The sequence below is a fragment of the Bacillus sp. VA15 genome (genome assembly GCF_055721145.1).
The window spans coordinates 72,495-99,374 of the sequence record NZ_JBVQPQ010000005.1; the positions used below are offsets into that span (position 1 = coordinate 72,495).

Genomic DNA, 26,880 nt, shown 5'->3' on the forward strand with positions numbered 1-26,880 from the left:
AGGCTCTTCTCGTTACAAAGACGGCAGCTTCATTTCTTTCTCAAACATTAAATCATCAAGGCTTTTAAATGTGTAGCCTTGTTTTTTCAGATCTGTGATTGCATCATCCAGTGCTTCGGCATTGTCCCTTGATACGGTGTGAAGCAGGTAAATGGCTCCTGGATGCGCCTGTTTGATCATATGATCATAGGCATATTTCTTCCCCTTTTGGTTGTTGATTTTCCAATCAACAAAAGCGACCGACCAGAAAACGGTTTGATAGCCTAAGCGTTTCGTTTCTTTCAGCACGTATTCACTGAACACGCCGCGGGGCGGGCGCAGATACAGGTTGTCCTGCTTTCCCGTAATTTTATAGACCTCTTCGTTGACTGAATCAAGTTCGTCCTGAATTTGATCAGCCGTTTTTGTGGTTAAATCCGGATGGTGAAAGGAATGGTTGCCAATAATATGGCCTTCATCTGACATTCGTTTAATCAGCTCAGGCTGATCCTTTACGAAATGCCCTGTGACAAAAAATGTGCCTGTTACGCGGTGTTTTTTTAAGACATCAAGCACTTTTGGCGTATAGCCATTTTCATAGCCGTTATCAAACGTCAAGTAAATCGTTTTTTCCTTTGTATTGCCTAAATAAAACGCGTCATATTTTTCAATTAAACTGTTCAGCTGCTTCCCGGCATCAGGCGGCTGATGGTTGACACTTCGTTTAAAGCCCCAATTGATCGGCTCATTCGGCACCGCTTCCGCCTGTGCTGCGCCCCCAGCAAGCAAGACGGCGGCACAGCATATTGAACACATCCATTTCATGGCCAGCGCTCCTTCTGCATTTTTTCTTATTTTACAGAAAGGCGCTTCGTTTTATACTGACGCTTTATGCCAAACAAAAAACCGCGGCGTGCGCGCGGTTTTATTCCCAGTCTTTTTTAAAGCGTTCGTATTTGGCTTCCAGATCATCAAGCATGCTAATGAGCCTGTCTATATCTTCAACGTCGGTTGCTTCAGGGTCTAATGAATCGATGACGTTCATAAACATGTCAAGTCTGTTCTTTAAATAATCAATCTGCTGATCCTTATTGTTTACGGCGTTCCCCATTCTGTTCCTCCATTCATTTTTTATTATGGTAGCTCATTTTTTGCCGTTTTTCAATCGCTGCGCTACTTGCGATCTTGACAAATCAGGTCTAAAATTAACTGTTGGCAGCGTTAGTATGCCCCATTTATAAAGGAGTTAGATAGTCATGACACAAAACACGAAGCTGCGTCCGATCACACCTGAGTTTGACCCTTGGGAAGCCTATATGGATGTTGACCAATACGGAGACATGCAGCTGACAAACGTTGAATTCACAACGACGACACTGTGCAATATGAGATGCGAGCATTGTGCTGTAGGCTATACATTGCAGCCTAAAGACCCCAATGCCCTGCCAATAGATCTTCTGTTAAAACGACTAGAGGAAATCCCGCGCCTGAGATCCATCAGTATTACAGGCGGAGAGCCGATGCTTTCGTTAAAATCAGTAAAAGAATATGTCGTTCCGTTATTGAAATACGCCCACGAACGGGGCGTGCGGACGCAGATCAATTCCAACCTGACGCTTAATATTGATCGATACGAATGGATTATTCCGTATCTTGATGTGCTGCATATTTCTCATAACTGGGGTACAGTTGAGGATTTTGCCGAGATCGGTTTTGCCATGATGGACAGAAAACCGACCTTCGAACAGCGCGCGCGCTATTTTGAAAAAATGATCGAAAACAGCCGCACGTTAGTCGATGCCGGGGTGATGGTATCTGCGGAAACAATGCTAAATAAACGCACACTTCCGCATATCGAGCATATTCACCGCCAAATCACAGAAGATATGAAATGTCAGCGACACGAAGTCCATCCGATGTATCCAAGCGATTTCGCAAGCGCTCTTGAATCTCTGAGTCTGAAAGAGATGAGACAGGCCATTCACCGCTTGCTGGATATCCGTGATGAAAATACGTGGATGCTGTTCGGGACACTGCCGTTTTATGCCTGCAGTCAGAACGAAGATGATCAAAAGCTGCTTCGCCGGCTTCGCACGGCGAAAAACGTCACGGTGAGAAATGACCCTGACGGCCGTTCCCGCCTGAATGTGAACATTTTCGACGGAAACATTATCGTGACCGATTTCGGCGATACACCGCCGCTTGGCAATATTCAGACGGACAGCCTCCCTTCCGCCTATGAAAAATGGAGAGAGACCAAGCTTGCGAAAGAGCTGAATTGCCACTGTCCGAATGTCCGATGCCTCGGGCCGAATGTTCTCGTCAAAAACAGTTATTATCAAGATACAGATTTCTCAAAACGTCAAGCCAGGAGTTAGATGTGGATGGAAGAAACACTCACGGAAATTTTTCAGAATAAAATCGTCGATATTCTCCTCGTTGCTGTTATCCTTTGGATCGGCGTCTTTATCATCAACCGGCTGGTACAGCTATTCTTTAAACGGACGGACTTTATTGAAGAAAGAAAAGAAAAAACGATTGAAAGCCTTGTCCGTTCTATCACCCAGTATACGGCGACGATTGGTTTTATCTTTTACGTCATTTCTTTATTTGTGCATGATTTCGGCAAAATATTAGCCGGGGCTGGCGTAGCCGGTATCGTCATCGGTTTTGGCGCCCAATCGCTGATCAAGGATGTGCTGGCGGGTGTGTTCTTAATTTATGAACGACAGCTGCACAAAGGCGATTATGTCACCGTCAACAATTTGTTTAACGGGACTGTGGAGGAAATCGGCCTTCGCTCGCTGCAAATCCGGGAATGGAGCGGGAAGCTGCTCACCATCAGCAACGGCGAGGTCAGACAGATAGAGAACTATAATATCGATTTTATGAGGATTACCGAATCCTTTCTCATCAGCTTTAAAGAAGATCCGGACCGCGTGTACAACGTATTGGAAAAAGCATGTGACATGCTGAATGAAGAGCTTCAGGATTCATTGAAGCGGGATGAATTCGGCAATCCAACAGAACCGTTTCAAATCCACGGGATCACCGCATTGAATAAAATCAATCGCGGCGTCGAATTTACGGTAAAAGGCATGGTGAAAGATGATGATTATTTCAGCGCCAGCCTTGCAGTAAGACGGGTTCTCGTTCGCCAACTGTACCAAAACAATGTGCAAATGCTTGAGGAAACGGTCAGAATTGAGAGAACGCAATAAATAAAAAAACTGATTCCGAGTTGGAATCAGTTTTTTGTTTATCTTGGCTGCGAGGAAAGCTGAAAGCTAAACGTGAGGTGGTCTTGAACCGGAATCCAAGCGCCGATGCCCTGTGAGGTGACATTTTTGACGACAAGTTTTCGTTTATTCCCTTTCAGCACTAAGTATACTTCTCCGTAAGTCACTTTTCCTTTTTCATTCACAGCCGGTGCATATGCATTTAGATAACCGAGTTTTTTAGGAGCGACTTTATAAATTTGATCCCGCTTTGTACCCGCACCGACAACCGTATCAAATGCAAGTGGAAGGTTCGTTTTCTTCATCGCTTTCAGCATCATCATGCTTTTGACATCTTCAGCATTTGGAACCTTAGCTGTCAAGCCGCCCTTCACTTTGTATTGCTGTTCCTGTGCATAATGCATCTCAGCCGTTTCTTTTCCGCCGCGGTTATCTGCACGGTTTGTGTTGATTTTTTTATATTCCCAGTTCGCGACTGTTTCATTTGATTCATAGCCGAGCGCCCATTTCCCGAGAAATATTGTCGCCCGGTAGCCGACTGCAAGCGGTGTACCGGATATGTTGGACTCATTCAGCATTTTGATAAGGTGCGGGTTTTCAATCTTCACCTCAGAATGATCGAGCAATTCCTTTGCCAGCTTGCTCGGCTGAAGCATCGGCTGATCCTGTGAAGCATTCGGATATGTGTTTTCCTTCGAAATGCTTGCGACAGAATTAGGAACCTTAAACTGCTTTTTCGCGTGGATGGGCTGAACGCCGAAAAAACTAAAGAATAACAACACAATAAGTGTGGAATGAAATAGCTTTTTCATCATATCACTCTTTCTATGGCATTTTCCCTTAGTCTTTTCATCCCTGTTTATTGTTATCCATCATTTTTTCAGGTTATAGAAGGAAAAAGCCGATCGCCATAATGACATAGGCGGCAAGCAGTGTCGCCCCTTCAAACCAGTTGGAATCCCCGTCATTCGAAATCGCGATCATCAAGAGAACCGATGATACCATCGCAACAAGCTCCGGCAGTGTAAAGACTAGCGGCATGCTTACCGGGAAAAAGATGGAACAGATCACAAGAACCGGTGCGACAAACATAGCAATCTGCAGCGTCGAGCCGACTGCGATTTCAACTGCAATATCCATTTTATTTTTATAGGCCATAATGATGGCTGACGCGTGCTCCGCGGCATTACCGACAATCGCCACGATGATGACCCCGATAAACAGCTCGCTCCAGCCGAACTGTTCGGCCACCGAGTGGAATGTGTGCACCAGGTTTTCGGATATATATGCCACGGCAATCGTTGCTGCAAACAAGACAATCGTAGCCACCTTGCCTGACCATTCCGGTTCCTCTTCTTCCACATGCTGGGCGGCATTGTTCGGCTGATAAACACCGCGGTGCGTAACGAGTTTAAAGTACAGAGCAGCCACATATAACAGAATCAAAATGATGCTGATGCCGATGCTTAAATTAAGCTTGCTCACGTCGCCCATACCAACGGAGAATACCTCCGGAATCACGAAAGCGACAATGATGGCAAAAATCAAAAGACCGGAATTATGGCGGGCATCATGGATATTAAATTCCTGCCGCTTATATTTTAAACCGCCGACAAAAAACGATAAGCCCGCTACCAGCAACAGGTTCCCCAGCACTGAACCGGTTAAAGAGGCAAGCACGATTCCTGTCAGGCCTTCCTTTAGTGCAAATAAAGAGATGATTAACTCAACCGCATTCCCGAAGGTGGCGTTCAGCAAACCGCCGATCCGCGGTCCTGCGATAATGGACAGCGATTCTGTCGCCCTCCCCATATAGCTTGCAAGTGCGATAATTGTTATGCAATATACTGCAAAGAGAATGGCAGAAGGCCAATGCATGAAACTGCCGATCACAGAAAGCGGAATCCCCGCCGCCACTAAAATAAAAAAGATACGATTCATGGTGAGTTGGCTCCTTTTATATGACTTGTTTTATTTTTATTCTTCACAAAAATCATCATGATTACACGAGTTCAATTGTTTACTTGTGATATAAGCTTTTTTTCATGTTGCCTGCTTTTGGAAATCATTGTACGATCAACATAGATTCCACATAAGGAGAAAAACACGATGTCACGATTTCATTTCTTTATCCTTGTTTTGCTCGTTTCCATTTCCGGGTTTTCACAAGGCATGCTGCTGCCTGTCATCTCGATTATTTTTGAAACAAATGGGGAATCGGCCGCCATCAATGGCCTGCACGCGACCGGATTGTATATCGGCGTGCTTTTGGCTTCGCCGTTTATGGAAGCGCCGCTCAGAAAGCTCGGATTCAAGCCGCTGATCGTCATTGGCGGAAGCATTGTCATTTTAAGCTTGTTCGGATTTATTTGGCTTCATTCGGTTTGGATCTGGTTCCTGCTTCGCCTGTTTATCGGAATCGGCGACCACATGCTTCACTTTTCTACGCAAACGTGGGTGACCTCCATGTCATCGAAACAAAATCGCGGAAGAAATCTGTCTATTTACGGGCTTTCTTTCGGCCTTGGCTTTGCCGCGGGCCCGTTCATGGTTCCGCTTGTCAAGCTGAGCCCGTCGCTGCCTTTTATCGTGTCCGGCTGCTTCAGTCTGTTTGCGTGGCTTTTTGTTTTCTTTCTACAAAATGCATACCCGGAAACCAGTCCTCACGAAACCAAATCAGACAATAGTTTCAGGCGGTTTTATCAAGCCATGCTGTTTGGATGGGTTGCCTTTATGCCTACATTTGGCTACGGCTTTCTGGAGACGGCGCTAAACGGAAGCTTTCCGGTGTATGCGCTCCGTTTGGGGATATCTGTAGACGCAGTGGCACTGATCCTTCCCGCATTTGCGATTGGGAGCATAATCTTTCAGTTTCCGCTCGGTATCCTCAGCGATAAATACGGGCGACGGAATGTGCTGCTTGTGATTTTGCTGACAGGGGCACTCTGCTTTTTCATCGCCGGCGTGTTTCCTTTGCCTTATATAATCGGCTGCTGCTTTTTTATTGCAGGAATGGCAGTAGGATCCACCTTTACCCTTGGCATCAGCTATATGACAGATCTGCTTCCGCCCCACCTGCTGCCGGCGGGGAACCTGCTTTGCGGCATTACATTCAGTCTCGGCAGCATCCTCGGTCCGATTGCCGGCGGCTGGTATATGCAGACATTTGAAAGCGCAAACTTGTTTTATTTCATTACCCTTACGCTTAGCGCTGTATGGCTTGCCCTTGTGCTGGGCAAACCGAAAAGCTGGTCACCGGCTGAAACCTATTCTTCATCTTCTTAATCGAAAAGCCTCCTGACATCATGTCAGGAGGCTTTTATGCTAATGATAGCCGTTTTGTCCGTTGGCGCTTCCGCTTGTTTTATTGCTCGATTTGCTTTTCGAATTTTGTTTGTTATGGCTTCCGCCTTTTTTTGTATGCTTGGTCATCACGATAGCCCCCCGACTTCTTTTTTGAACCGAAGTTCATTTATAGGGTGCGCTAATGATAGGGATTTTCATCAGGAAGCTTTTTACGTTTATGTAAAAGAGCGTTGATTTCTCCCCCCAAAATAATTAAAATGCCGCTCAGGTAAAACCAAATCATCAGGACGATGATTCCCCCGATGCTTCCATATGTGGCGCTATAGTTGGCAAACGTGCTGACGTAAAACGAAAACAGAGTGCTGACAACGATCCAGCCGATGGTCGCAAACACCGCACCCGGCATGACAAACCGAAGGGACAGTTTTTTGTTCGGCGCAATCACATACAGGGCGGAAAAAACGATTAGCAGTACAAGCGGGCTGACACCCCAGCGAATTGCGGCCCATATAGATAAAAACAGATCCGAAGCGCCGACAAAATCTGAAGCGAGCCTTCCAATCTCCCGGCCGAATACCGGCAGCAGCAGGGCCACTAAAATCGTAAATACCATGGCGATTGTCAGAAAAATTGAGGTTAGACGAACAATGATAAAAGAGCGGTTTTCCTCCACTTCATACGCGTGGTTTAATGATCGGACGATGGCGTTCATTCCATTAGACGCAGACCATAAAGCCGCGATAATCCCGAATGACAGCAAGCCGCCATTTCGATTATTTAAGGTTTGTTGGGTAATGGATTCAACGAGGGACATCGCACTGTCGGGAGCATATTGTTTTACAACTCCCAGGACATCATTGGTAGAAATAGGCAGATATGCAGTGAGGGTCAGCATAAAAATCAAAAACGGAAACAACGACAATAGAAAGAAATACGCCAGCTCCGCTGATTTGCTTTGCCCTTCATGAAGGGTGTATCTACTGAAAAGCTCTTTCAAAAAATTCATGTCGTCTCACCTCGCATGTTTGATCACTTTTTTGAAAAATGCTCTTTCGTTTCTTGTACAAGCTCCATCACTTGCGGTGTTGTTTTCTTCAGCTCTTTCACCTGCTGATTTACAAAGCCGACTTCATTTGACAGCGTCTGGGCCAGCTTCTTGGCCTCATCCACTTTTGTGATGACGGTGTTTTTCAACAGCTCCGGATTGCTTTTGTACAGTGAAAGTTTATGCTTGCATGTCAGCCATCTCATGCCGCATGCCTGTCTTGTCGGCTTATGGAGCAGCGATAACGCCGCACCTGCCGCAGCTCCGAGAAATATACCTTTCAGCATTAAACGTTCGTTGTTCATGCAAATTCTCCTTTCACTCACAATTGGTTTTCTTTTTGAATGGATGCAAGCAGATGCTCACAGCCCGATTTGATTAATTGGCAGACCTCTTCAAAGTTCCCTGTGTAGTAAGGATCGGGAACGTCAGCCAAATCTGAATCTTCAACATAGTCCAGCAGCCTTTTGATATGCGGCGTGTTCTTAAAGCCCGCCATGCTTCTGAGGCTCCCAATATTTTCTGCATCCATCGCAATGATGTAATCAAAATCGGCCAGATCCTGTTCGCTGACTTGACGCGCCAGCATGCCCTCAAAGCTGATTCCTTCTCTGCGCAATATCTCCTGCGTTCCTTCATGCGGCGGATTGCCGATGTGCCAGCCGCCGATGCCGGCTGAGTCCGTCTTGATTTTCCCCTCTAATCCTTTTTTGGCTGCCAAGTCCCGAAAAATCGCTTCCGCCATCGGAGACCGGCAAATGTTTCCTAAACAAACGAATAACACGCTTATCATCTTGTGCAACCTCCCTATTCTTTGCCCATATTTCTCTAAAAAGAAACCTTCATCAATATCTTAGTAGGATGTTCATTTCCTTTTCAACTGATGTCTCCACTTTTTTGAAATCAACAGCAAGCTCTTAGAATAGGGTTTTTTTCTGATCGAATTCTGTTAGAATAAAACATACCGAATATCGCGCAAAGAAAGGATGGAACCATTTGTCCAGCCCAAATACAGAAACGTTAACTCAAATGATTGAAGAGATTTCCCAAAAACTGAACATGCTGAACGTCGGCGTGATTAAAGCGGAGGATTTCAGTGATGAAAAGATCGAAGACCTCACGTACCTTCACAGCATGGTGATGAAAAAACAATCATTCAGCCCTAGTGAAATGCAGGCGATTGCTCAAGAACTAGCCTCACTTCGTAAATAAATGAGACTGGCCGGAAACTCGGCGAGTCTTTTTTATCATTGCCACAAAACCAGTTTTCCTTAAAACAGGCGTCATGAACTTTATTTTTACAACCGGAAGAAACAGGCGGCCAAACATGATACTGTGGCAGAACGTTTTCGCTTTCTGCTATTTGACCGGTAAAGAAATGCCTGTTGATGACAATGTTCGAATAAGATTTGAAGGAGTACAAGCATGAAAACGACAGCTATTAAAACAGCATCCGGAATGTATATCAACTACTTCTTTCTGGGGATGGTCAACATCATTCTGGCATCCAATATGTCCTCTTTAACGAAACAGTGGAATACCGACCCGACCGGCATCAGTTATGTCATTGCCGCTATCGGCTTCGGCAAGCTGCTGACATACGGAATTTCCGGCGTTTTATCAGATAAAATTGGCAGAAAGCCGCTTGTTATCGCTTCTGCGGGAATTATGGCCGTCTTTTTAGTCGGTATTCCTTTGTCACCGAGCTATGAACTGGCGTTTGTGTTCGCCTTATTAGCCGGAGTCGCAAATTCAGCGATGGACGCTGGAACATATCCGGCCCTAACCGAGCTCTTCCCGGCTGCTTCCGGCTCGGCGAATGTCCTGGTCAAAGCCTTTATGTCTGTTGGGGCCGCTCTTTTGCCGCTTTTGATCACATTTTTGTCAGACCACAGCCTGTTTTACGGATTTGCTTTTTATCTGCCGGCAGCGGTCTATGCGCTGAATATCGTTTATCTATCAACGCTTTCGTTTCCTAAGAAACAGAAACCAACTAACAGCGGTCAACAGGAATCTCCCGCTTTCTTGTCTGAACCCGTTTTTCAGAAAGAAGGCACCGCACTGATCATTATCGGTTTTACATCAACGGCTTTATTTACTGTTTCTCAAATCTGGCTTCCGAGCTATGCGCAAAAGGCTGCCGGTTTAGCTGAATCAGCATCCGTGCAATTGCTGAGTTATTACAGCATAGGATCTCTGACATCTGTATTATTACTAGCCGTTTTGCTGAACAGATGGATAAAGCCGGTCATGATTACGCTCTTATATCCTGTTATTACTTTATGTACACTCGCAGTCATGCTGACGGTTCATGTCCCGGTTGTGCTGGACATCACCGCCTTTTTCTTAGGCTTTTCTACCGCGGGTGTGTTTCAAATTACCATTACATTAATGACAGAGCTTTTCTGGAAGCGAAAAGGGACCGTTACCGGAATTGTAGCCACCGCTTCAAGCATCGCGTCGATTCTGCTGCCGATTGCCACGGGGCTCATCGCAAAATCGGGAGGCATCGCCCATATCTTTATGTTCGACTTCGGCATAGCAGTCATCGGAACAGCTGCAGCCGCCTTCTTATATTACAGGTACAAGAAACTGACAGGTGCTCAAGCCTAAGCAACAAAAAACGGACGCCCGGGAGCGTCCGTTTTTTTATTTCTCAAGCAATGCTAACGATTCACGATTAAACGCCGGAATATCATCCGGTGTGCGGCTTGTGACCAATTGATCTTGGCAAACGACCACTTCCTGATCCACAACGTCAGCACCCGCGTTTTCCATGTCAACACGAATGGACGTATAGCCTGTCGCTTTTCGGCCATCGAGCGCTTTCGCATTGATTAAAAGCTGCGGGCCGTGGCAAATCGCAAATACCGGTTTTTTGTCAGTCATAAACGCTTTTGCAAATTGGACGAAACGGTCATCCGCGCGAAGCTGGTCTGGCGAAAATCCTCCGGGAATCAAAAGCGCATCAAAGTCTGAAGGGTTTACGTCGTCAATGGACGCGTCAACCGTCACTTCCGCGTTCCCGTTCCCCTGCTTGCCTTTTACTGTTTTTCCTTTTTCATTTTCAATGACAGTCAGTTCATGTCCCGCTTCTTTAAAGGCTTTCGCAGGTTCAGTGTACTCGCTGTCCTCAAAATAATCTGTCAAAACAACTGCAATTTTTTTCCCCATGAATCATTACCTCCCGCTTTAATATGCCTACATAAAACACTCTACCCCAGCCACACTAAAATAAACATTCCGCGAATCTGACAAACGATAAGCATAAATACCCAGCATTTGTCGTTTGATGCTGCTACATAATACTCATTTTTCTCCCTTTTACAATAATCATAAAGAAACACCTACAAATAGTTACAAAATATTCTTACAATAGGAGCTGTAACACAAATTTCGTTGAAAGGTGGAGAACCGGTGAGAATACAGAAAAGACGAACACACGTCGGTAACATTCTCCGTATTCTTTTGCCCCCAATTATGATACTTAGCCTAATCCTCCCAACACCACCCATTCATGCAGAAGAAAGCGCGGCTCCTCAGGTACAACTGAGTATTTTGGCCACGACTGATATTCATGCCAACATGATGGATTACGATTACTACAGCGACAAAGAAACGACGGATTTCGGGCTGGCAAGAACGGCACAGCTGATCCAAAAGCACCGCGAGCAAAACCCAAACACCCTGCTCGTCGATAACGGCGACTTGATTCAAGGGAATCCGCTGGGCGAATACGCGGTGAAATATGAAAAAGACGACATTATCTCCGGCGCGAAAACCCATCCGATCATCAGTGTCATGAATGCGCTGAAATACGACGCCGGCACATTGGGGAATCATGAATTCAATTACGGGCTCGACTTTCTCGACGGCACGATCAAAGGAGCCGATTTCCCGATTGTAAATGCCAACGTCAAAACAACAAACGGTGAAAACCGTTATACGCCGTATGTCATTAAAGAAAAAGCCGTCACTGACGAAAACGGCAATGAGCAGAAAGTAAAAGTCGGCTACATAGGCTTTGTCCCGCCGCAAATTATGACGTGGGACAAAAAGCATCTCGAAGGTCAGGTGCAAGTGCAGGATATCGTAGAATCCGCCAATGAAACGATCCCTAAAATGAAGGCGAAAGGCGCAGATGTCATTATCGCCCTCGCCCACAGCGGTATTGAAAAGCAAGCGCAATCGCCAGGCGCGGAAAACGCTGTATTTGACCTAGCCACCAAAACGAAAGGCATTGACGCGATTATCTCGGGCCATCAGCACGGACTTTTCCCTTCCGCAGAGTATGCGGGTGTTTCTCAATTCGATGTTGAAAACGGAACGATTAACGGCATTCCTGTCGTCATGCCAAGCAGCTGGGGCAAATACTTAGGCGTGATTGATCTCAAACTCGAAGAGACGGACGGCTCATGGAAGGTGGCAGATTCCAAAGGCAGTATTGAATCCATTGCCGGCAGTGTCACTTCCCGAAATGAAACGGTCACAAACACCATTCAGCAAACACACCAAAACACACTGGAATATGTCAGAAAACCAGTCGGCAAAACAGAAGCAGATATTAACAGCTTCTTTGCACAGGTCAAAGATGACCCTTCCATTCAGGTTGTGACCGACGCGCAAAAATGGTATGCCGAAAAGGAAATGAAGGATACCGAGTACAAGGACCTGCCGATTTTATCCGCTGGAGCGCCGTTTAAAGCAGGCGGCAGAAACGGAGCCAATTACTATACGAATATTCCGGCTGGAGATCTTGCCATTAAAAACGTCGGTGACTTGTATCTGTACGATAATACCGTTCAGATCGTCAAGCTGACAGGCAGCGAAGTCAAGGACTGGCTGGAGATGTCAGCAGGCCAATTCAATCAAATTGACCCGTCAAAAGGCGGCGATCAAGCCTTGCTGAATGACAATTTCCGCTCCTATAATTTTGATGTGATTGACGGTGTCACATATCAGGTCGATGTCACAAAACCGGCGAAGTACGATGAGAACGGAAAAGTGATCAACGCGGACTCATCCCGGATCATCAACCTTTCCTATGAAGGCAAAGCAATCAGCCCGAATCAGGAATTTCTCGTTGTCACAAATAATTATCGCGCGTCCGGAGGCGGCGGTTTCCCTCACCTGACGAGCGATAAGATTGTCCACGGCTCCGCAGTTGAAAACAGACAGGTGCTGATGGATTACATTATCGAACAAAAAACAGTCAATCCAAAAGCGGACAACAACTGGTCAATCGCGCCTGTTTCCGGAACGAATGTGACGTTTGAATCCTCGCTTTTGGCTAAGCCGTTTGCCGATAAAGCGGACGATGTGGCTTATGTAGGCGAGTCTGCGAATGAAGGCTATGGTGTGTATAAGCTGCAATTCGATGATGATTCAAATCCTGATCCTCCAAAAGACGGACTGTGGGATCTGACTGTGATGCACACCAATGATACGCACGCTCACCTCGATGACGCGGCGAGACGAATGACGAAAATCAACGAAGTGCGAAGCGAAACAGACCACAACATTCTCCTTGATGCGGGAGATGTATTTTCCGGCGACTTGTATTTCACAAAATGGAACGGTTTAGCTGATTTGAAATTGATGAACATGATGGGCTATGACGCCATGACCTTCGGAAACCACGAGTTTGATAAAGGACCGACAGTGCTTTCTGATTTTCTCAGCGGAAACAGCACAACCGTCGACCCGGCGAACCGCTATCACTTTGAAGCACCTGAATTTCCGTTCGTCAGCGCAAACGTAGATGTGTCAAATGAGCCTAAGCTGACATCATATGTCAAAAAGCCGCAAACCTTTACGGCAGGTGAAAAGAAAGAGCCCGGCATCCACCCTTACATTCTGTTAGATGTTGACGGTGAGAAAGTCGCCGTATTCGGACTGACAACGGAAGATACAGCCACCACATCAAGCCCGGGCAAAAGCATCGTTTTCAATGATGCCTTTGAAACAGCACAAAACACCGTCAAAGCGATTCAGGAAGAAGAAAAAGTAAACAAAATCATTGCTTTAACCCATATCGGGCATAACCGTGATCTGGAGCTGGCCAAAAAAGTGAAGGGCATTGACTTGATCATCGGCGGACACACCCACACCCTCGTTGACAAAATGGAGGTCGTGGACAACGAAGAGCCGACGATTGTGGCGCAGGCCAAAGAATATGGCCAATACTTGGGACGTGTTGATGTCACGTTTGATGAAAACGGCGTGGTGCAAACAGACAAATCAAATCTGAGCGTGCTGCCGATTGATGAACATACAGAAGAAAACGCAGAAGCCAAAAAAGAGCTCGATCAGTTCAAAAGTGAATTAGAGGACGTGAAAAATGAAAAAGTCGGCTACACGGATGTAGCGCTTGACGGCCAGCGCGAGCATGTGCGCACGAAGGAAACCAATCTCGGAAACTTCATTGCGGACGGCATGCTGGCAAAAGCGAAAGAAGCAGCCGGCGCCAGAATAGCGATAACAAATGGCGGCGGCATCAGAGCCGGCATTGACAAAGGCGACATCACACTCGGCGAGGTGCTGAACGTGATGCCGTTCGGCAACACGCTTTACGTGGCCGATTTGACCGGAAAACAAATTAAAGAAGCCCTTGAACAAGGCTTAAGCAATGTGGAAAACGGAGGCGGCGCCTTCCCTCAGGTGGCCGGAATCCAGTATACGTTTACATTAAACAAGGAACCTGGACACCGTGTTCTTGAAGTCAAATTGGAATCGCGTGACGGAAAAACAGTTAATCTTGATCCTGACAATACCTACCGCGTGGCAACGAATAATTTTGTTGGCGCCGGAGGAGACGGATATTCTGTCTTTACGGAAGCATCCCATGGTGAAGACCTTGGCTACGTGGATTACGAGATTTTCACCGAACAGCTGAAAAAACTAGGAAACAAGGTGTCTCCTAAAATCGAAGGACGCATCAAAGAAGTATTCCTGCCGACAAAGCAGAAGGATGGCAGCTGGGCTCTCGATGAAGACAAATTTGCGATTTATGCTAAAAATGCCAACACGCCGTTTGTCTATTATGAAACATATGAAGGATCTCAAGAGAAGCCTATCAATCTTAAAGTAAAAGAAGATCAGGTCAAACTTTTGAAAGAAAGAGAGTCAGATCCTTCATTGACGGTGTTCAACTACTGGTACAGCATGAAGCTTCCAATGGCGAACATCAAAACAGCGGACACTGTAATTGGAATCAAATCTACCGGTGAATTGGACGTGTCTATCGGAGATGTATATGATTTTACAGTGAAGCAAAAAGGAAAAGAAGTGAAATCATTCAAGGAGCCCGTACAGCTTTCGCTTCGCATGTTTGATATTGAAGAAGCTCATAATCCTGCCATTTACCACGTCGACCGGAAAAAGAAAGCTTTCACAAAGACAGAAAACGGATCAGTTGACGATGATATCGTGACAGGATATACAAACCACTTCAGCGAATACACGATCTTAAATTCCGGTGAGAACAACAAACCGCCGGCATTCCCGTCTGATCAGCCGACCGGCGGTGATGACGGCAGCAATGGCGGAGGCTCCGATAAACCAGGCGGAAAACAGCCGACTGACGGGAACGGAGGACATGATACACCTCCCGGCACTGAACCGACAAATGGCTCTGGAGGAAACGGGTCAGGCGGATCAGGAACGGACAGTCCCGCTGGCGGCCTGCTTCCGGACACAGCTACATCTATGTACTCGATCCTCTTGGCCGGATTTCTGATCAGCGCGCTCGGAACGGCAATGTACTTGCATCAGAGAAGAAAACAGAATAGAGCGAATCAGGCATAAAAAAAGAGCTGCTCGTTAAGCGAGCAGCTTTCTTTATTTAGACCCACTTCACAACATCTTCAACAGCAGATCTTGTTTTCGGACGAGGATCTCGTACACGGTAGCCGAATGCCACCATCACAGAAATGTCGAAGCTTCCATTTTCCAGAAGGCCTTCTTCTTCAAGAATGCGGTGAATGTGATCATACTGGAAGCCTTCTACAGGGCAGGAATCAACGCCGATTTGCGCAGCGGCAGTCATCATGTTGCCAAGTGCAATATAGGTTTGTTTTGATGCCCAGTCAAACAATGTTCTGTCACTTTCAAGCAAATGCAAATCGTTTTTCTGGAACTCTTCCGTTTTGCTGAGGTAGCCTTCGTACACGTCCTGAGGCATTTGTTTCACTTCTTTTAAATGACGTTTGATATAGTCCGCATCGTATTTGATATCCTTCGCTGTACGTGCAAGAATCAGAACGAAATGGCTTGCTGTTGGCAGCTGTTTTTGCGCGCCCCATGTGTATTCGCGAAGTTTCTCGCGAAATTCCGGATTTTGGACGACAACAAATTTCCAAGGCTCAAGGCCGAGGGAACTCGGAGACAGTCTTCCTGTCTCTAAAATAAATTCAAAATCGCTGTCTGATACTTTTTTATTCGGGTCAAATTCCTTTGTCGCATGTCTGAAATTGTATGCATCGAGAATTTGTTTCTTTACATCTGCCATGTTAAACACCTCTCCTTATGGTTACTCTCATCTCTATTGTAGCCATTATCATAAAAAGTAAAAGTACGCACATTTTTGTTGGATAGTATCAATTTTGATACCAACAAAAAAAAGCGCGCTGCCGCAGGCAGGCGCCTTTCTCATTTTCCCCGCCGCGCAAAATCAACAAATCGGAATTTGTCGAGACGGTGTCTGCTTTCCGTATATTGAAACAGACTCGTATCCTCCAAAAAGACGTAGTTTCTCACCACGACCATATGGTCATAGCCGCGTAAATCGAGCAACTCCCTGTCCTCATCCGTACATGGCTCGGCAACAATTTCTTTTTGGGCATAACTGATCGAAAGACCCAGCTCTCCTTCAATATATTCATATATGGAGTTTTCACAAATTTCTTTCGTCAGGTGAGGCACATGCTTTCTGAAAAAGTAATCCTTGTCCAAAATTACATGTTCCCCGTCAATCTTTCTAGACCTGATGACTTCCCAAATGTCGTCATCCGGATTGGCCCGGAGCTGTTTTTGAATCAGCTCTGACGGAGGCTCCAGCCCGAATTTGTGTACAGTTGTTTTCGTTTCTTTGCCAAGCGTTTGTGCGAGCTCCTTGAAACTGACAAGGCCTGAGACGGGAAACTGCATTTTTTCACGGTTGAGAACGATAGAGCCCTTCCCTCTGATTTTCTGAATATAGCCGTTTTGCGCAAGCATGTGAAGCGCCTTTCGGACCGTTTCTCTTGATGTATCATACTGTGCGGTCAACTCATGTTCAGACGGGAGAATCTCTTCCGCTTTCCATCGGCCGCCCTCAATTTGCTGCGCGATGTCTTTATAGATTGTGATGAATTTATTCACCTTCATTATGGACCACCCAGCTTAGTTTAACACGGTTTCGTTAAACGATAAACAATGGACTCATACGGACGGAGCGTCATGTTCTGCAGCTCTTCCCTCACATCATCGTTCGTCAGCAGCACCTCTGCCTTCCACTCGTCAGGCGCTATAGAATCCGGCAGTGTAAAGGCTGCCTCTGTCCCATAGAAATTATTGATCACGAGCAGCTTTTCATTGCTGCCGTGTCTGAGATACGCAAAAACGTTCGGATCATCCTTTGCAATTAACTCATACGTCCCCTCTGTCACAATGTCATATGTTTTTCGAATCTGAATCATTTTTTGATAATGGTAAAACACCGAGTTCTGATCCTGCAACGCCGCTTCAGCATTGATTTCCCGATAGTTGCCGGCGACCGGTATCCATGGCGTGCCCGTTGTAAAACCGCCATTCTCCGTATCATCCCACTGGACAGGCGTTCTGGAGTTGTCGCGGGATTTCGCCTGTAAAATTGCTGTGATCTCTTGGTCGGGCATTCCTTTTTCCTTAAAAGCGTGATACATGTTCAGTGATTCGACATCCCGATACGAGCTGATATCAGCAAACTTCGGATTCGTCATTCCCAGCTCCTCGCCCTGATAAATATAAGGCGTGCCCTGCATCATATGAATGGCGGTAGCGAGCATTTTCGCCGATTTCACCCTGTACGCGCCGTCATCTCCATATCTAGATACAACGCGCGGCTGATCGTGATTGCACCAGAACAGAGCGTTCCATCCCCCTCCAGCGTGCATCCCCGTCTGCCACTCGGATAAGATCTTCTTCAGCTTCAAAAAGTCAAACGGCGCCAAAGCCCATTTTTCACCGTTTGGATAATCAACCTTGAGATGATGGAAGCTGAACGTCATATCAAGTTCTTTATTTTTGGGATTTGTATACCGGATGCAATGATCTACAGTTGTTGAAGACATCTCACCGACCGTCATACTGTCATAATGTGAAAACACCTTTTCGTTCATTTCATGCAGAAATTCATGCACCCGCGGCCCGTCAGTGTAAAAGGAACGGCCGTCACCGCCGTCTTCCGCATTCGGAAAGCGCTGGTCTTTAGAAATCAGGTTAATGACATCAAGCCTGAAGCCGTCTATTCCCTTTTCAAACCAAAAATGCATCATCTCATAGACATGCTTTCTGACCTCATCATTTTCCCAATTCAAATCAGCCTGCGTCACATCAAACAGATGCAAATAGTATTGGCCCGATGCTTCGTCAAGCTCCCATGCCGAGCCGCCGAATTTCGATTCCCAGTTCGTCGGAAGAGAACCGTTTTCCTGCGGGTTTTTCCATATATAAAAATCACGGTACGGGCTGTCTTTTGACGAAATCGCCTCTTGAAACCATTTGTGCTCTGTTGACGTATGATTGACGACAAGATCCATGACGACTTTCAGGCCTCTTTTATGGGCTTCGGACAGTAACCGCTCAAAATCCTCCATCGTCCCGTATTCAGGATAAATCGAGTAATAATCACGAATGTCATACCCATTATCCTGCTGCGGAGAGTCATAAATCGGTGTCAGCCAAAGCACATCCACCTGAAGTGTTTTTAAGTAATCAAGCTTTTCAATAATGCCGTTCAGATCGCCGACACCGTTTCCTGTCGTATCGTTAAAGCTTTTCGGATAAATTTGATAGACCACAGCTTTTTTCCACCATGGCGTTTGTTCTGTTTTCATCTGTCTCCACCACCGATTTTTCAGAATAAAAACGGGAAAAGGGAACGCTAAAACACGTCCCGCTCCCCATTGGTTATTTATGTTTGAATCTTGCATACGCGTATGTTCCGGCAAACGGCACGATCAATACAATAGCCATCCCGATTGCAAACGCGCCCCAGTACTGGCTCATGATTGAGAAAATACCCGGCACGCCGCCGACACCGACGGAGCTTGCCAGCACACCTTGAGAAGAAATATACATTCCGGCCAGCCCGGAGCTGACCATCGCAATGATAAACGGGAATCTGTATCGCAGATTCACTCCGAAGATGGCAGGCTCTGTAATACCGAGATAAGCAGAAATCCCTGATGTGAGGGAAAGGCCTTTTTGTTTCTCATCTTTCACGATAAACATCATGGCCAGCGCAGCCGAACCTTGTGCGATATTAGAAAGCGCCAGCATCGGCCATAAAAATGTGCCGCCAAGCTTTGAGCCGATGAGCTGCAGGTCGACTGCAAGAAACGTGTGATGCATGCCGGTAATGACGAGCGCTGAGTAGAAACCGCCATATAACAAACCGCCCAGTGCGGCAAAAGAGCCAAACACCGAGATAAGCCCTGAAGTCAGCACGTTTCCGATCGCAAATGTAACCGGGCCGATAATGATAAAAGAAGCAAAACCTGTTACGAGAAGCGTAATCGGCGCAACAACGAGCAGCTGTATGCCCTCAGGTGTACGCTTTGTTAAAAACACCTCAATCTTCGCCAGCACATAGGATGCCAGCAAAATCGGGAGCACCTGTCCCTGATAGCCGACTTTCTGCACCTCAAGGCCGAACAAATTCCATACCGGGATCTTTCCGCTTTGTTCTGCGGCGCCATATCCCCACGCATTCAGCAAATCAGGATGCACGAGCATAACGCCAAGCACAATGCCTAGGAGCGGATTGCCGCCGAACCGTTTGACCGCAGACCAGCCGATTAACGCAGGCAGAAACGTAAAGGCCGTGCCTGCAATCAGGTTAATCATATTAGCGAGATCCGCCCACTGCGGATAGACCTGCACAATCGACTTTGTACTGAAGAAAATGCCCTGCGCCGTTAAAATGTTATTGATCCCCATCAAGAGACCCGCCGTGACAATCGCAGGCAATATCGGAATAAAAATATCTGCAAGCGTTTTCACAGCACGCTGCAAAGGATTCATATTTTTTTCTGAAGCCTTCTTCACTTCATCCTTTGTTGACTCGCCAATCCCCGTTTCCTTGACCAGTTCAGCGTACACTTTGTTGACCGTTCCCTGGCCGATCACGACCTGAAACTGTCCGTTTGTCGAAAACGACCCCTTTACAACGTCAATCTGATCAAGTTCCTCTTGATCAACCTTGCTTTCATCTATTAATGCAAAACGCAAACGTGTAACACAATGAGTTGCCGCTGCAATATTTTCAGCACCGCCGACTGCTTCGACAATCTGCCGTGCCGATTTGTTCAGTTCCCCCATGCCAACCCCTCCGTATCCGTTTTTATAACTTGTATATACAACTTATGACTATATTGTATTCCTGTATATACATGTAGTCAACAACTTTTTATAGCGCTTTCATCCTAGTCCGGGAATATCTGAAACAGACAGACAAGGTTACCCTAAAAGTCACAAGCACTTATTGAATAAGACATTGAAAAAGCAGGATAAACGCGATAAAGCGCTTAAGCTCATCAAAGAGATTGAAGAACATCAGGACAGACCGATCTCTCCCGATTTAAAGGAAAACCTCGATACTCTGACCTTATTAACAGAAGGCTGCTTAAACATCGTATTTAGACAATTTGATTTTGGAAACGGGCTGTGCGGATTTATTTATATCGAAGGAATTGTAAAATCTGAACATATTCAGGATCACGCCCTCCGTCCTTTCTTGAGGCATCTGACGGATCAGATAGATGAACATGAAGAGTCGCTGCAAAACACATTATCGATTTCAAGCGTTGCGTCAGAAACTAGTGTAAGCAAAGTGGCTGCATCCATCATTGAGGGGAACGCGGGTTTATTTGCAGACGGGCATTCAAAATGCCTGATTTTAAAAATAAAAGGCGGTCAAAGAAGAAGCATTGAATAACCGATAACAGAATCAACCATTAGAGGATCAAGAGAGGGCTTCACTGAAAGCCTCAGGGTATAATGTTCAGCACGGCTGATTCCTTTCCCCGCCATCATAGAAGCATTGATTATGGAAATTTCTTTTGAGGCTCTCCGTGAAGAGGGATGCGCCTGCCGAAAACCGTTGGCCAGACGGTCAGCATTCTCGGCGCTCTTGTCATTGTGACAGCCGCTGAAGCGGAGATTGCGACTGCCCCCATGGTGATTGTCGTAACCTGGATCGTTCAGACCTGATCATCGCACCCTTATGGATTCCGATCATTATGGTGAAGATAGCCGGTTCGCTTTATATTGTGGTATATGGGCTTTCCTTCTTACACTCAAAAATCGACCTGAAAGCCATGTATACACCAACCGGCATGTTTTCGCTTGTATGCAGCTTTTGGTTCTTCCTGAATACAAATCAGCTGATCGACTTTAATAGAATCAAGCCGATCATTAATAAGGTGATTTCTTTTTTGCTGCCTTTATTCATCTATTTGATCATCAAAAGCAAAGCGATGTTCGGCGCCAAAGCAAAACGCTAAGAATTTTTGGCTTCTTTTGTTTGATAAACAGGGTCCTGTTTCGTTTTCCCTCTATCTTTCAGGTAATACTGTTCAGATGTAAAAAATTCGGTATATAGCGCTTTTACCTTTCTGCTCAATAACAGCAGCGCAATCACATTCGGGACAACAATAAAAACTAATGCTAAGTCCAATATGCCCCAGATGGCTTTTGCTCCGCCTGCGGCACCTATGATAATAGCCGCTAAATAAACGAATTTGATCACGTGTCCTGCCAGCCGCCCGAACAGAAATTCAGCTTGCTTTACGCCGTAAAAAATGACAACCATAATGGTCGATACAACAAAGAAAACGAGAGAAACCGAAACGAAATACCCTCCGCCAGAACCAAAATAGTGCTGAAATGCAGCCGTCGTCAGTGCTGCCGGGTCATTTGAGGCATTCTTCCCTGTCCAGACACCGGATGAAAGGACGATAAAAGCCGTGGTGGTGCAGATGATTAAAGTGTCAATGACAATTCCGATCACAGACCAGAACCCTTGCCTTACAGGGTGATCAGTCTTTGCCGCCGCATGTGCAATCGGGGCTGTTCCCATTCCGGCTTCATTAGAATACAGACCGCGGGCAAATCCCCAGCGAACGGTTTCAGCCAGGGCAGCACCAGCGAATCCTCCAACTGCTGAAGAAGAGGTAAACGCATTCGAAAAGATAAGAGAGAAAAACGCCGGCACTGATGAAAGATTCATCAGAACAATCAGGAGACCGGCTCCCACGTATGCCCCTGCCATAAGAGGCACGACAAACTCTGTTACTTTTCCAATCCGCTTTACCCCTCCTATTACCACTAACCCGATCAAAAACGCAATGCCGATTCCCGCATATATTTTATTGAAAGAAAATGTTTCGGCAAGAGAGACTGAAACCGAATTCCCCTGAACCATAATGCTCGGAATCAGCTCCACGATCAGCGCAACAGAGAAAAATACGCCGAGCCATTTCATGTGCAGCCCTTTTGTTATGTAATACATCGGTCCCCCGACAAATTCCCCCTGCTCATTTTTTTCTCTGTAATGAACAGCAAGCACACTTTCAGAAAACTTAATCGCCATGGCAAATAAGGCTATAAGCCACATCCAAAAAACCGCTCCGGGTCCGCCAAACATAATAGCGGCAGGCACCCCGACAATGTTCGCCGCACCGATCGTTGAGCTGAGGGCTGACGTCAATGCCTGGAGCGGAGTGACTGTGCCCTCTCCTTTCGGCTTTTTTCCTACACTGCCGATCGTCTGCTTCAAAATGTATAAGGGGTAGCGAAATTGAAAACATTTCAGCAAAATGGTGAAGTACAATCCCGTCCCCGTCAGCAAGATGATTAGCGGCGGACCCCACAGCCAATCAGATATACGCTCTATCCATTCCAATAGTTGTTCCATCCCATCACCCTTTTTTCGTTTATGAGTCATTTCCCCACAGACGGTTAAACATAAACCTTTTAGACAGAGACCACTGGAACACAAAGAGGATGGCTTGTATCAATCGCCATCCTTCAGACAAGACAAATCAGCTGGAAGAAGGTCTGTTTCGTCCAAGCCGGTCATATACTTTATTCTTATAAAAAGCGGACGCTGGCTTTGAAAACATGCCTTTTTTTTCAACAAGCTTATCAAGCAGCATCTGCTTTTCGTTTTTTTTTCTGATTAATAGCTCACGTTCTTTTTCGTCATAGCATTTTGCGATTAAATGGTCGATGGTCATGAGCTCTTTTTTGAGCGCGCCCTCGTCCTCTGCCATTCCCGCATTTTTTAACATACGGTAGCTCATGCGAAGCGATTCCGGCAAGTGTGCCGCGTCATCCTTTGGCAGCGGTTTTCCCATTCCCGGAAGGTTTTCAAATTCTCCGTCTTTGATGGCACGCTTAATTTTATCTTCAGACACAATATGGGAAAAATCCATCAATTCACCTCTTTTCATTTATTTCCTTATATTTTATCATACACCTCCCTAAGTACCATTTTATTCCTGGATTTCTAGAAAGAAACCTTATTTTACATTTGGCAATATGTCAAGCGAAACGTTGATTCGACGGCGTTTTTCGCCACTTTCTCAACCCGACGATTTTCACTTTTCTAATCTGCTGATTCGTGTTATATTGGATACGTTCGTTTTTTCTATCGTTTCGCTCGAACTGTGATCGGAAAAAAGGAGTGTAACAATGAAAACATTTATAAAAGAAAGAGGACTGGCCTTCTTCTTAATTGCGGTCGTCCTGTTGTGGATCAAAACGTATGTCGGTTATGTCCTGAACTTCAACTTAGGAATAGACAACACGATACAAAAAATATTGCTTTTTGTGAATCCTTTAAGCTCAAGCTTGTTCTTTCTTGGCTTTGGACTCTTGTTCAAGAAAAAATTACAGCAGACAGCCATTATAGTGATTCATTTTTTAATGTCTTTTTTACTGTACGCAAACATTGTGTACTACAGATTTTTCAATGATTTTATTACAATTCCGGTCATTATGCAGGCTAAAACAAACGGCGGCCAACTCGGTGACAGCGCATTTTCGCTGATGAGACCGACTGACGCCTTTTACTTTATCGATACGATCATTCTGATCATCTTGGCGATCAAAGTGAACAAGCCTGCCGAAACGTCCAGCAAAAAATCGTTCCGAATCGTTCTTGCATCTTCGATTCTTGTGTTCTTAATCAACCTGGCAGTTGCGGAATCAGACAGACCTGAATTGCTGACAAGATCATTCGACCGAAACTATCTTGTGAAATACTTGGGCACGTACAATTTTACGATTTATGACGCTGTGCAGAATATCAAATCCAACAGCCAGCGCGCGCTTGCCGATTCCAGCGACGTGACGGAAGTGGAAAACTACATGAAAGCCAATTACGACGTGCCGAATAACGTGTATTTCGGCAAAGCGGAAGGAAAAAACGTCATTTACGTTTCACTTGAATCTCTGCAGTCATTTATCATCGACTATAAAATTGACGGCAAAGAAGTCACACCATTCTTAAATAAACTGGCACACGATAACGAAACGTTCTACTTTGATAACTTTTTCCACCAAACGGGACAAGGTAAAACATCTGATGCGGAATTTATGATGGAAAACTCTCTGTACCCGCTGGCTCAAGGTTCAGTTTTCGTAAACAAAGCGCAAAACACGCTTCAATCCGTTCCAGCGATTCTGAAGTCTAAGGATTACACATCTGCTGCGTTCCACGGAAACACGCAGACGTTCTGGAACCGTAACGAAATGTACAAAGCGGAAGGCATCGATAAGTTCTTCGATTCTGCCTACTATGACATGAACGAAGAAAACACGAAAAACTACGGCATGAAAGACAAACCGTTCTTTAAAGAATCAATGCCGCTGTTAGAAAGCCTGCCGCAGCCGTTCTATACGAAGTTCATTACCCTATCTAACCACTTCCCATTCGGAATGGATGAGGGTGATACAGACTTCCCGGCTGGAGACTTTGGTGACTCTGTCGTCAACAACTACTTCCAGTCAGCCCATTACCTTGATCAGTCCATTGAACAATTCTTCAATGACCTGAAAAAAGACGGATTATATGATAAATCGGTTATTGTGATGTACGGAGACCATTACGGCATCTCTGAAAACCACAATAAAGCGATGGCTAAAGTTCTTGGCAAAGATGAAATCACTGATTATGACAACGCCCAGCTTCAACGGGTGCCGCTCTTTATCCACGCTGCCGGCGTGAAGGGCCAGCAAGTTCATAAATATGCCGGAGACGTCGATGTGGCTCCTACCATTCTGCATTTGCTCGGAGTGGACACGAAAGACTACCTGATGTCCGGTTCTGATATTTTATCTAAAGAACACCGTGAAGTGATTCCGTTCCGTAACGGAGACTTTATTTCACCGAAGTACACGAAAGTATCCGGCAAGTATTACGATACGAAAACCGGAAAAGAGCTTGATGAAGCTGAAATCGACAAGTCAGAAGACTCACTCGTCAAGAAGGAACTTGAAATGTCCGATAAAATCATAAACGGAGACCTGCTGCGGTTCTATGAGCCGAAAGGTTTTACGAAGGTGAACCCTTCCGATTATGATTACACAAAACATGACGAAGATTCTTCCGAAACGTCAACGGATGATGAAGATAAATAAGAAAAAGCAGAGAGGCTAGCCTCTCTGCTTTTTCTTATTTCACCGCAGCTCTCAATTCCTCCGCTGCAAATTCGACATTCGGGCCAATGATCACTTGAACCGATTGCCCGCCTGATTTGACGACCCCTTTTGCGCCTGCTTTCTTTAGCAGCGTTTCATCCACTAAAGCGGTATCCTTCACAGTCAGCCGCAGTCTTGTGGCGCAATGATCAATGGTTTGAAGGTTTTCTTTTCCGCCGAGCCCTTTCAGCATGATGTTTTCATTGACATCCTGAACAGTATTTTCATCCAGCACTTCATCCACATCATCATCTTCGCGTCCCGGCGTTTTTAAATTCAATGCCTTAATCAGTACATAAAACACGATAAAATAGACAGCCGCATAGCATATACCTACCAGAAGCAGCAGCAGCGGTTTTTCTGCAATTCCGTAGCTGAGCACATAATCAATGGCTCCGGCTGAAAAAGAGAAGCCTGAGCGGATGCCGAGCCAGTTGACGATAAATAAAGACAGCCCGGTTAAGACCGCATGAACAGCGTATAATAGCGGAGATAAAAACATAAATGCAAACTCAATCGGCTCCGTAATCCCTGTGATAAACGCAGTCAAGGCAAACCCGATCATCATTCCCGCAGTTGCTTTCCGTTTTGACGGCTTTGCAGTCGCAACCATAGCTAGACACGCCGCCGGAAGACCGAACATCATGATTGGGAAGAATCCGGTCATATATGTCCCTGCTGTCGGATCTTTCGCGAAAAAGCGCGCCAGATCTCCTGTCACTCCGTTATATTCTCCGAATTGGAACCAGAAAATATTGTTCAGCACGTGGTGAAGGCCAAGCGGGATTAACAGCCTGTTGAACAGGCCGAATATGCCAGCCCCGATGCCGCCGAGCCCAAGCATCCATTCTCCAAACTCGTTAATGCCCGATTGAATCGGCGGCCAGACAACTCCGAATATGCCTGCTAAAATGATCGTAATAATGGCTGTTACAATCGGCACAAGCCGTCTGCCGCTGAAGAATCCAAGATATTCAGGCAGCTTTGTATCCTTAAAGCGATTATAGGTGTAGCCGGCAATTAAACCAGCAATGATTCCCCCAAATACCGCCATGTTGTTTGTTTTATCAATTGTCTTTGTCGCCGCGTCAAGCATCAGATATGATATTGCTCCTGACAACCCCGCGGCCCCATTGCTGTCCTTTGAAATGCCAATGGCAATTCCGATCGCGAAAATAAGCGGCAGATGATCAAACACCGCCGTCCCCGCTTGATAGACAAACGGGATATTAAATAAATCCTCTCTGCCAAGCGCAAGGATAATCCCGACTGCAGGCAGAACCGCAATCGGGAGCATAAATGACTTCCCGAGTTTTTGTAAAAATGAAAGCATACCCATCCCCCTCATACCCCTTTTTTTCAAAT

At 45.8% G+C, this 26,880-nt stretch carries 22 protein-coding genes and 3 pseudogenes; 9 read left to right on the top strand and 16 right to left on the bottom strand.

Features of this window, described 5'->3' with window-relative positions; all coding sequences use genetic code 11:
* Positions 1-12: 12 nt before the first annotated feature.
* The gene (gene pdaA, locus AC0DBE_RS14155) at positions 13-804 is read right to left on the bottom strand and encodes a delta-lactam-biosynthetic de-N-acetylase (RefSeq protein ID WP_003223134.1); all 792 of its coding nucleotides are present in this window, start codon (positions 802-804) and stop codon (positions 13-15) included.
* A gap of 100 nt (positions 805-904) precedes the next feature.
* Entirely contained in the window at positions 905-1,090 is a 186-nt protein-coding gene (locus AC0DBE_RS14160) for an SE1561 family protein (RefSeq protein ID WP_003223132.1), read from the bottom strand.
* A 145-nt stretch (positions 1,091-1,235) separates the two neighbouring features.
* Here AC0DBE_RS14160 and yfkAB point away from each other — a divergent pair, with 145 nt between their 5' ends.
* Together yfkAB and mscC are read left to right on the top strand one after the other, a co-directional pair.
* Positions 1,236-2,357 carry a radical SAM/CxCxxxxC motif protein YfkAB gene (gene yfkAB / locus AC0DBE_RS14165; protein ID WP_327816294.1) on the top strand — a complete coding sequence of 374 codons (1,122 nt, stop codon included), beginning with the start codon at positions 1,236-1,238 and terminating at the stop codon, positions 2,355-2,357.
* A complete protein-coding gene (mscC, locus tag AC0DBE_RS14170) occupies positions 2,358-3,200 on the top strand; it encodes a mechanosensitive ion channel protein MscC (protein WP_472962585.1) in 843 nt (280 codons plus the stop codon). It begins immediately after the preceding gene.
* 38 nt (positions 3,201-3,238) lie between these two features.
* Here the strand turns inward: mscC and AC0DBE_RS14175 are convergent, their stop codons facing one another.
* Positions 3,239-4,033, bottom strand: coding sequence for a YfkD famly protein (locus tag AC0DBE_RS14175; protein WP_014113050.1), 795 nt, complete (start codon positions 4,031-4,033; stop codon positions 3,239-3,241).
* A gap of 70 nt (positions 4,034-4,103) precedes the next feature.
* On the bottom strand, positions 4,104-5,159 hold the full coding sequence (gene cax / locus AC0DBE_RS14180) for a calcium/proton exchanger (protein WP_014113049.1): 1,056 nt from the start codon (positions 5,157-5,159) through the stop codon (positions 4,104-4,106).
* A gap of 168 nt (positions 5,160-5,327) precedes the next feature.
* Between cax and AC0DBE_RS14185 the strand changes: the two genes are divergently transcribed.
* Positions 5,328-6,503: an MFS transporter gene (locus tag AC0DBE_RS14185; protein WP_072182795.1), complete on the top strand. Its 1,176-nt coding sequence runs from the start codon at positions 5,328-5,330 to the stop codon at positions 6,501-6,503.
* A 199-nt stretch (positions 6,504-6,702) separates the two neighbouring features.
* Here the strand turns inward: AC0DBE_RS14185 and AC0DBE_RS14190 are convergent, their stop codons facing one another.
* From AC0DBE_RS14190 to yfkJ, 3 genes are read right to left on the bottom strand one after another with little or no spacing between them, the layout of a single operon-like run.
* Positions 6,703-7,530, bottom strand: a complete 828-nt coding sequence (locus AC0DBE_RS14190; RefSeq protein WP_014113047.1) for a YihY family inner membrane protein — start codon at positions 7,528-7,530, stop codon at positions 6,703-6,705.
* A 23-nt stretch (positions 7,531-7,553) separates the two neighbouring features.
* Positions 7,554-7,874, bottom strand: a complete 321-nt coding sequence (locus tag AC0DBE_RS14195) for a hypothetical protein (RefSeq protein WP_061188176.1) — start codon at positions 7,872-7,874, stop codon at positions 7,554-7,556.
* A 17-nt stretch (positions 7,875-7,891) separates the two neighbouring features.
* The gene (gene yfkJ / locus AC0DBE_RS14200; RefSeq protein ID WP_072565942.1) at positions 7,892-8,362 is read right to left on the bottom strand and encodes a protein-tyrosine-phosphatase; all 471 of its coding nucleotides are present in this window, start codon (positions 8,360-8,362) and stop codon (positions 7,892-7,894) included.
* Between the two features lie 203 nt (positions 8,363-8,565).
* Between yfkJ and AC0DBE_RS14205 the strand changes: the two genes are divergently transcribed.
* Both AC0DBE_RS14205 and AC0DBE_RS14210 read left to right on the top strand, forming a co-directional pair.
* Positions 8,566-8,781 (top strand): DUF1128 domain-containing protein, encoded by a 216-nt coding sequence (locus tag AC0DBE_RS14205; RefSeq protein WP_003223104.1) that lies wholly within the window; start codon positions 8,566-8,568, stop codon positions 8,779-8,781.
* 213 nt (positions 8,782-8,994) lie between these two features.
* Positions 8,995-10,182 carry an MFS transporter gene (locus AC0DBE_RS14210; protein WP_088679813.1) on the top strand — a complete coding sequence of 396 codons (1,188 nt, stop codon included), beginning with the start codon at positions 8,995-8,997 and terminating at the stop codon, positions 10,180-10,182.
* Between the two features lie 36 nt (positions 10,183-10,218).
* Here the strand turns inward: AC0DBE_RS14210 and yfkM are convergent, their stop codons facing one another.
* Positions 10,219-10,743 (bottom strand): general stress protein 18, encoded by a 525-nt coding sequence (gene yfkM / locus AC0DBE_RS14215; protein ID WP_472962588.1) that lies wholly within the window; start codon positions 10,741-10,743, stop codon positions 10,219-10,221.
* A 243-nt stretch (positions 10,744-10,986) separates the two neighbouring features.
* Between yfkM and AC0DBE_RS14220 the strand changes: the two genes are divergently transcribed.
* Positions 10,987-15,375, top strand: a complete 4,389-nt coding sequence (locus AC0DBE_RS14220) for a multifunctional 2',3'-cyclic-nucleotide 2'-phosphodiesterase/3'-nucleotidase/5'-nucleotidase (RefSeq protein ID WP_472962590.1) — start codon at positions 10,987-10,989, stop codon at positions 15,373-15,375.
* 37 nt (positions 15,376-15,412) lie between these two features.
* Here the strand turns inward: AC0DBE_RS14220 and AC0DBE_RS14225 are convergent, their stop codons facing one another.
* The 4 genes from AC0DBE_RS14225 to treP all read right to left on the bottom strand — a co-directional run bounded on the left by AC0DBE_RS14225 (position 15,413) and on the right by treP (position 20,130).
* Entirely contained in the window at positions 15,413-16,078 is a 666-nt protein-coding gene (locus AC0DBE_RS14225; RefSeq protein ID WP_003223097.1) for an NAD(P)H-dependent oxidoreductase, read from the bottom strand.
* A 140-nt stretch (positions 16,079-16,218) separates the two neighbouring features.
* Positions 16,219-16,935 (bottom strand): trehalose operon repressor, encoded by a 717-nt coding sequence (gene treR / locus AC0DBE_RS14230; protein ID WP_014113038.1) that lies wholly within the window; start codon positions 16,933-16,935, stop codon positions 16,219-16,221.
* 20 nt (positions 16,936-16,955) lie between these two features.
* Positions 16,956-18,644, bottom strand: a complete 1,689-nt coding sequence (treC, locus tag AC0DBE_RS14235) for an alpha,alpha-phosphotrehalase (RefSeq protein WP_472962593.1) — start codon at positions 18,642-18,644, stop codon at positions 16,956-16,958.
* A gap of 73 nt (positions 18,645-18,717) precedes the next feature.
* A complete protein-coding gene (gene treP, locus AC0DBE_RS14240; protein WP_014113036.1) occupies positions 18,718-20,130 on the bottom strand; it encodes a PTS system trehalose-specific EIIBC component in 1,413 nt (470 codons plus the stop codon).
* Positions 20,131-20,305: 175 nt separating this feature from the next.
* Between treP and AC0DBE_RS14245 the strand changes: the two are divergent.
* Positions 20,306-21,003 (top strand): annotated as a pseudogene (locus AC0DBE_RS14245) (spore germination protein); the annotation flags it as partial.
* Positions 21,003-21,314 (top strand): annotated as a pseudogene (locus AC0DBE_RS14250) (endospore germination permease); the annotation flags it as partial. The pseudogenes AC0DBE_RS14245 and AC0DBE_RS14250, both read left to right, overlap by 1 nt.
* Here AC0DBE_RS14250 and AC0DBE_RS14255 read toward each other — a convergent pair.
* From AC0DBE_RS14255 to AC0DBE_RS14265, 3 genes and pseudogenes are all read right to left on the bottom strand, one after another.
* On the bottom strand, positions 21,311-22,726 hold the full coding sequence (locus AC0DBE_RS14255; protein WP_014113032.1) for an alanine/glycine:cation symporter family protein: 1,416 nt from the start codon (positions 22,724-22,726) through the stop codon (positions 21,311-21,313). The pseudogene AC0DBE_RS14250 and the gene AC0DBE_RS14255 sit on opposite strands and share 4 nt — an antisense overlap.
* 127 nt (positions 22,727-22,853) lie before the next feature.
* Positions 22,854-23,246 carry a DnaJ family domain-containing protein gene (locus tag AC0DBE_RS14260; RefSeq protein ID WP_061187068.1) on the bottom strand — a complete coding sequence of 131 codons (393 nt, stop codon included), beginning with the start codon at positions 23,244-23,246 and terminating at the stop codon, positions 22,854-22,856.
* 4 nt (positions 23,247-23,250) lie between these two features.
* Positions 23,251-23,392: pseudogene (locus tag AC0DBE_RS14265) on the bottom strand (hypothetical protein).
* A gap of 113 nt (positions 23,393-23,505) precedes the next feature.
* Here AC0DBE_RS14265 and ltaS point away from each other — a divergent pair.
* Positions 23,506-25,455: a lipoteichoic acid synthase gene (gene ltaS, locus AC0DBE_RS14270; protein ID WP_014113030.1), complete on the top strand. Its 1,950-nt coding sequence runs from the start codon at positions 23,506-23,508 to the stop codon at positions 25,453-25,455.
* A 34-nt stretch (positions 25,456-25,489) separates the two neighbouring features.
* Here ltaS and nagE read toward each other — a convergent pair whose 3' ends face one another.
* Positions 25,490-26,848, bottom strand: coding sequence for an N-acetylglucosamine-specific PTS transporter subunit IIBC (gene nagE / locus AC0DBE_RS14275; protein ID WP_014113029.1), 1,359 nt, complete (start codon positions 26,846-26,848; stop codon positions 25,490-25,492).
* Between the last annotated feature and the right edge of the window lie 32 nt (positions 26,849-26,880).

Bases quoted from the DNA above. Each gene is read 5' to 3' on its own strand.
- pdaA (WP_003223134.1), bottom strand. From the start codon at position 804: ATGAAATGGATGTGTTCAATATGCTGTGCCGCCGTCTTGCTTGCTGGG.
- AC0DBE_RS14160 (WP_003223132.1), bottom strand. From the start codon at position 1,090: ATGGGGAACGCCGTAAACAATAAGGATCAGCAGATTGATTATTTAAAG.
- yfkAB (WP_327816294.1), top strand. From the start codon at position 1,236: ATGACACAAAACACGAAGCTGCGTCCGATCACACCTGAGTTTGACCCT.
- mscC (WP_472962585.1), top strand. From the start codon at position 2,358: ATGTGGATGGAAGAAACACTCACGGAAATTTTTCAGAATAAAATCGTC.
- AC0DBE_RS14175 (WP_014113050.1), bottom strand. From the start codon at position 4,033: ATGATGAAAAAGCTATTTCATTCCACACTTATTGTGTTGTTATTCTTT.
- cax (WP_014113049.1), bottom strand. From the start codon at position 5,159: ATGAATCGTATCTTTTTTATTTTAGTGGCGGCGGGGATTCCGCTTTCT.
- AC0DBE_RS14185 (WP_072182795.1), top strand. From the start codon at position 5,328: ATGTCACGATTTCATTTCTTTATCCTTGTTTTGCTCGTTTCCATTTCC.
- AC0DBE_RS14190 (WP_014113047.1), bottom strand. From the start codon at position 7,530: ATGAATTTTTTGAAAGAGCTTTTCAGTAGATACACCCTTCATGAAGGG.
- AC0DBE_RS14195 (WP_061188176.1), bottom strand. From the start codon at position 7,874: ATGAACAACGAACGTTTAATGCTGAAAGGTATATTTCTCGGAGCTGCG.
- yfkJ (WP_072565942.1), bottom strand. From the start codon at position 8,362: ATGATAAGCGTGTTATTCGTTTGTTTAGGAAACATTTGCCGGTCTCCG.
- AC0DBE_RS14210 (WP_088679813.1), top strand. From the start codon at position 8,995: ATGAAAACGACAGCTATTAAAACAGCATCCGGAATGTATATCAACTAC.
- yfkM (WP_472962588.1), bottom strand. From the start codon at position 10,743: ATGGGGAAAAAAATTGCAGTTGTTTTGACAGATTATTTTGAGGACAGC.
- AC0DBE_RS14225 (WP_003223097.1), bottom strand. From the start codon at position 16,078: ATGGCAGATGTAAAGAAACAAATTCTCGATGCATACAATTTCAGACAT.
- treR (WP_014113038.1), bottom strand. From the start codon at position 16,935: ATGAAGGTGAATAAATTCATCACAATCTATAAAGACATCGCGCAGCAA.
- treC (WP_472962593.1), bottom strand. From the start codon at position 18,644: ATGAAAACAGAACAAACGCCATGGTGGAAAAAAGCTGTGGTCTATCAA.
- treP (WP_014113036.1), bottom strand. From the start codon at position 20,130: ATGGGGGAACTGAACAAATCGGCACGGCAGATTGTCGAAGCAGTCGGC.
- AC0DBE_RS14255 (WP_014113032.1), bottom strand. From the start codon at position 22,726: ATGGAACAACTATTGGAATGGATAGAGCGTATATCTGATTGGCTGTGG.
- AC0DBE_RS14260 (WP_061187068.1), bottom strand. From the start codon at position 23,246: ATGGATTTTTCCCATATTGTGTCTGAAGATAAAATTAAGCGTGCCATC.
- ltaS (WP_014113030.1), top strand. From the start codon at position 23,506: ATGAAAACATTTATAAAAGAAAGAGGACTGGCCTTCTTCTTAATTGCG.
- nagE (WP_014113029.1), bottom strand. From the start codon at position 26,848: ATGCTTTCATTTTTACAAAAACTCGGGAAGTCATTTATGCTCCCGATT.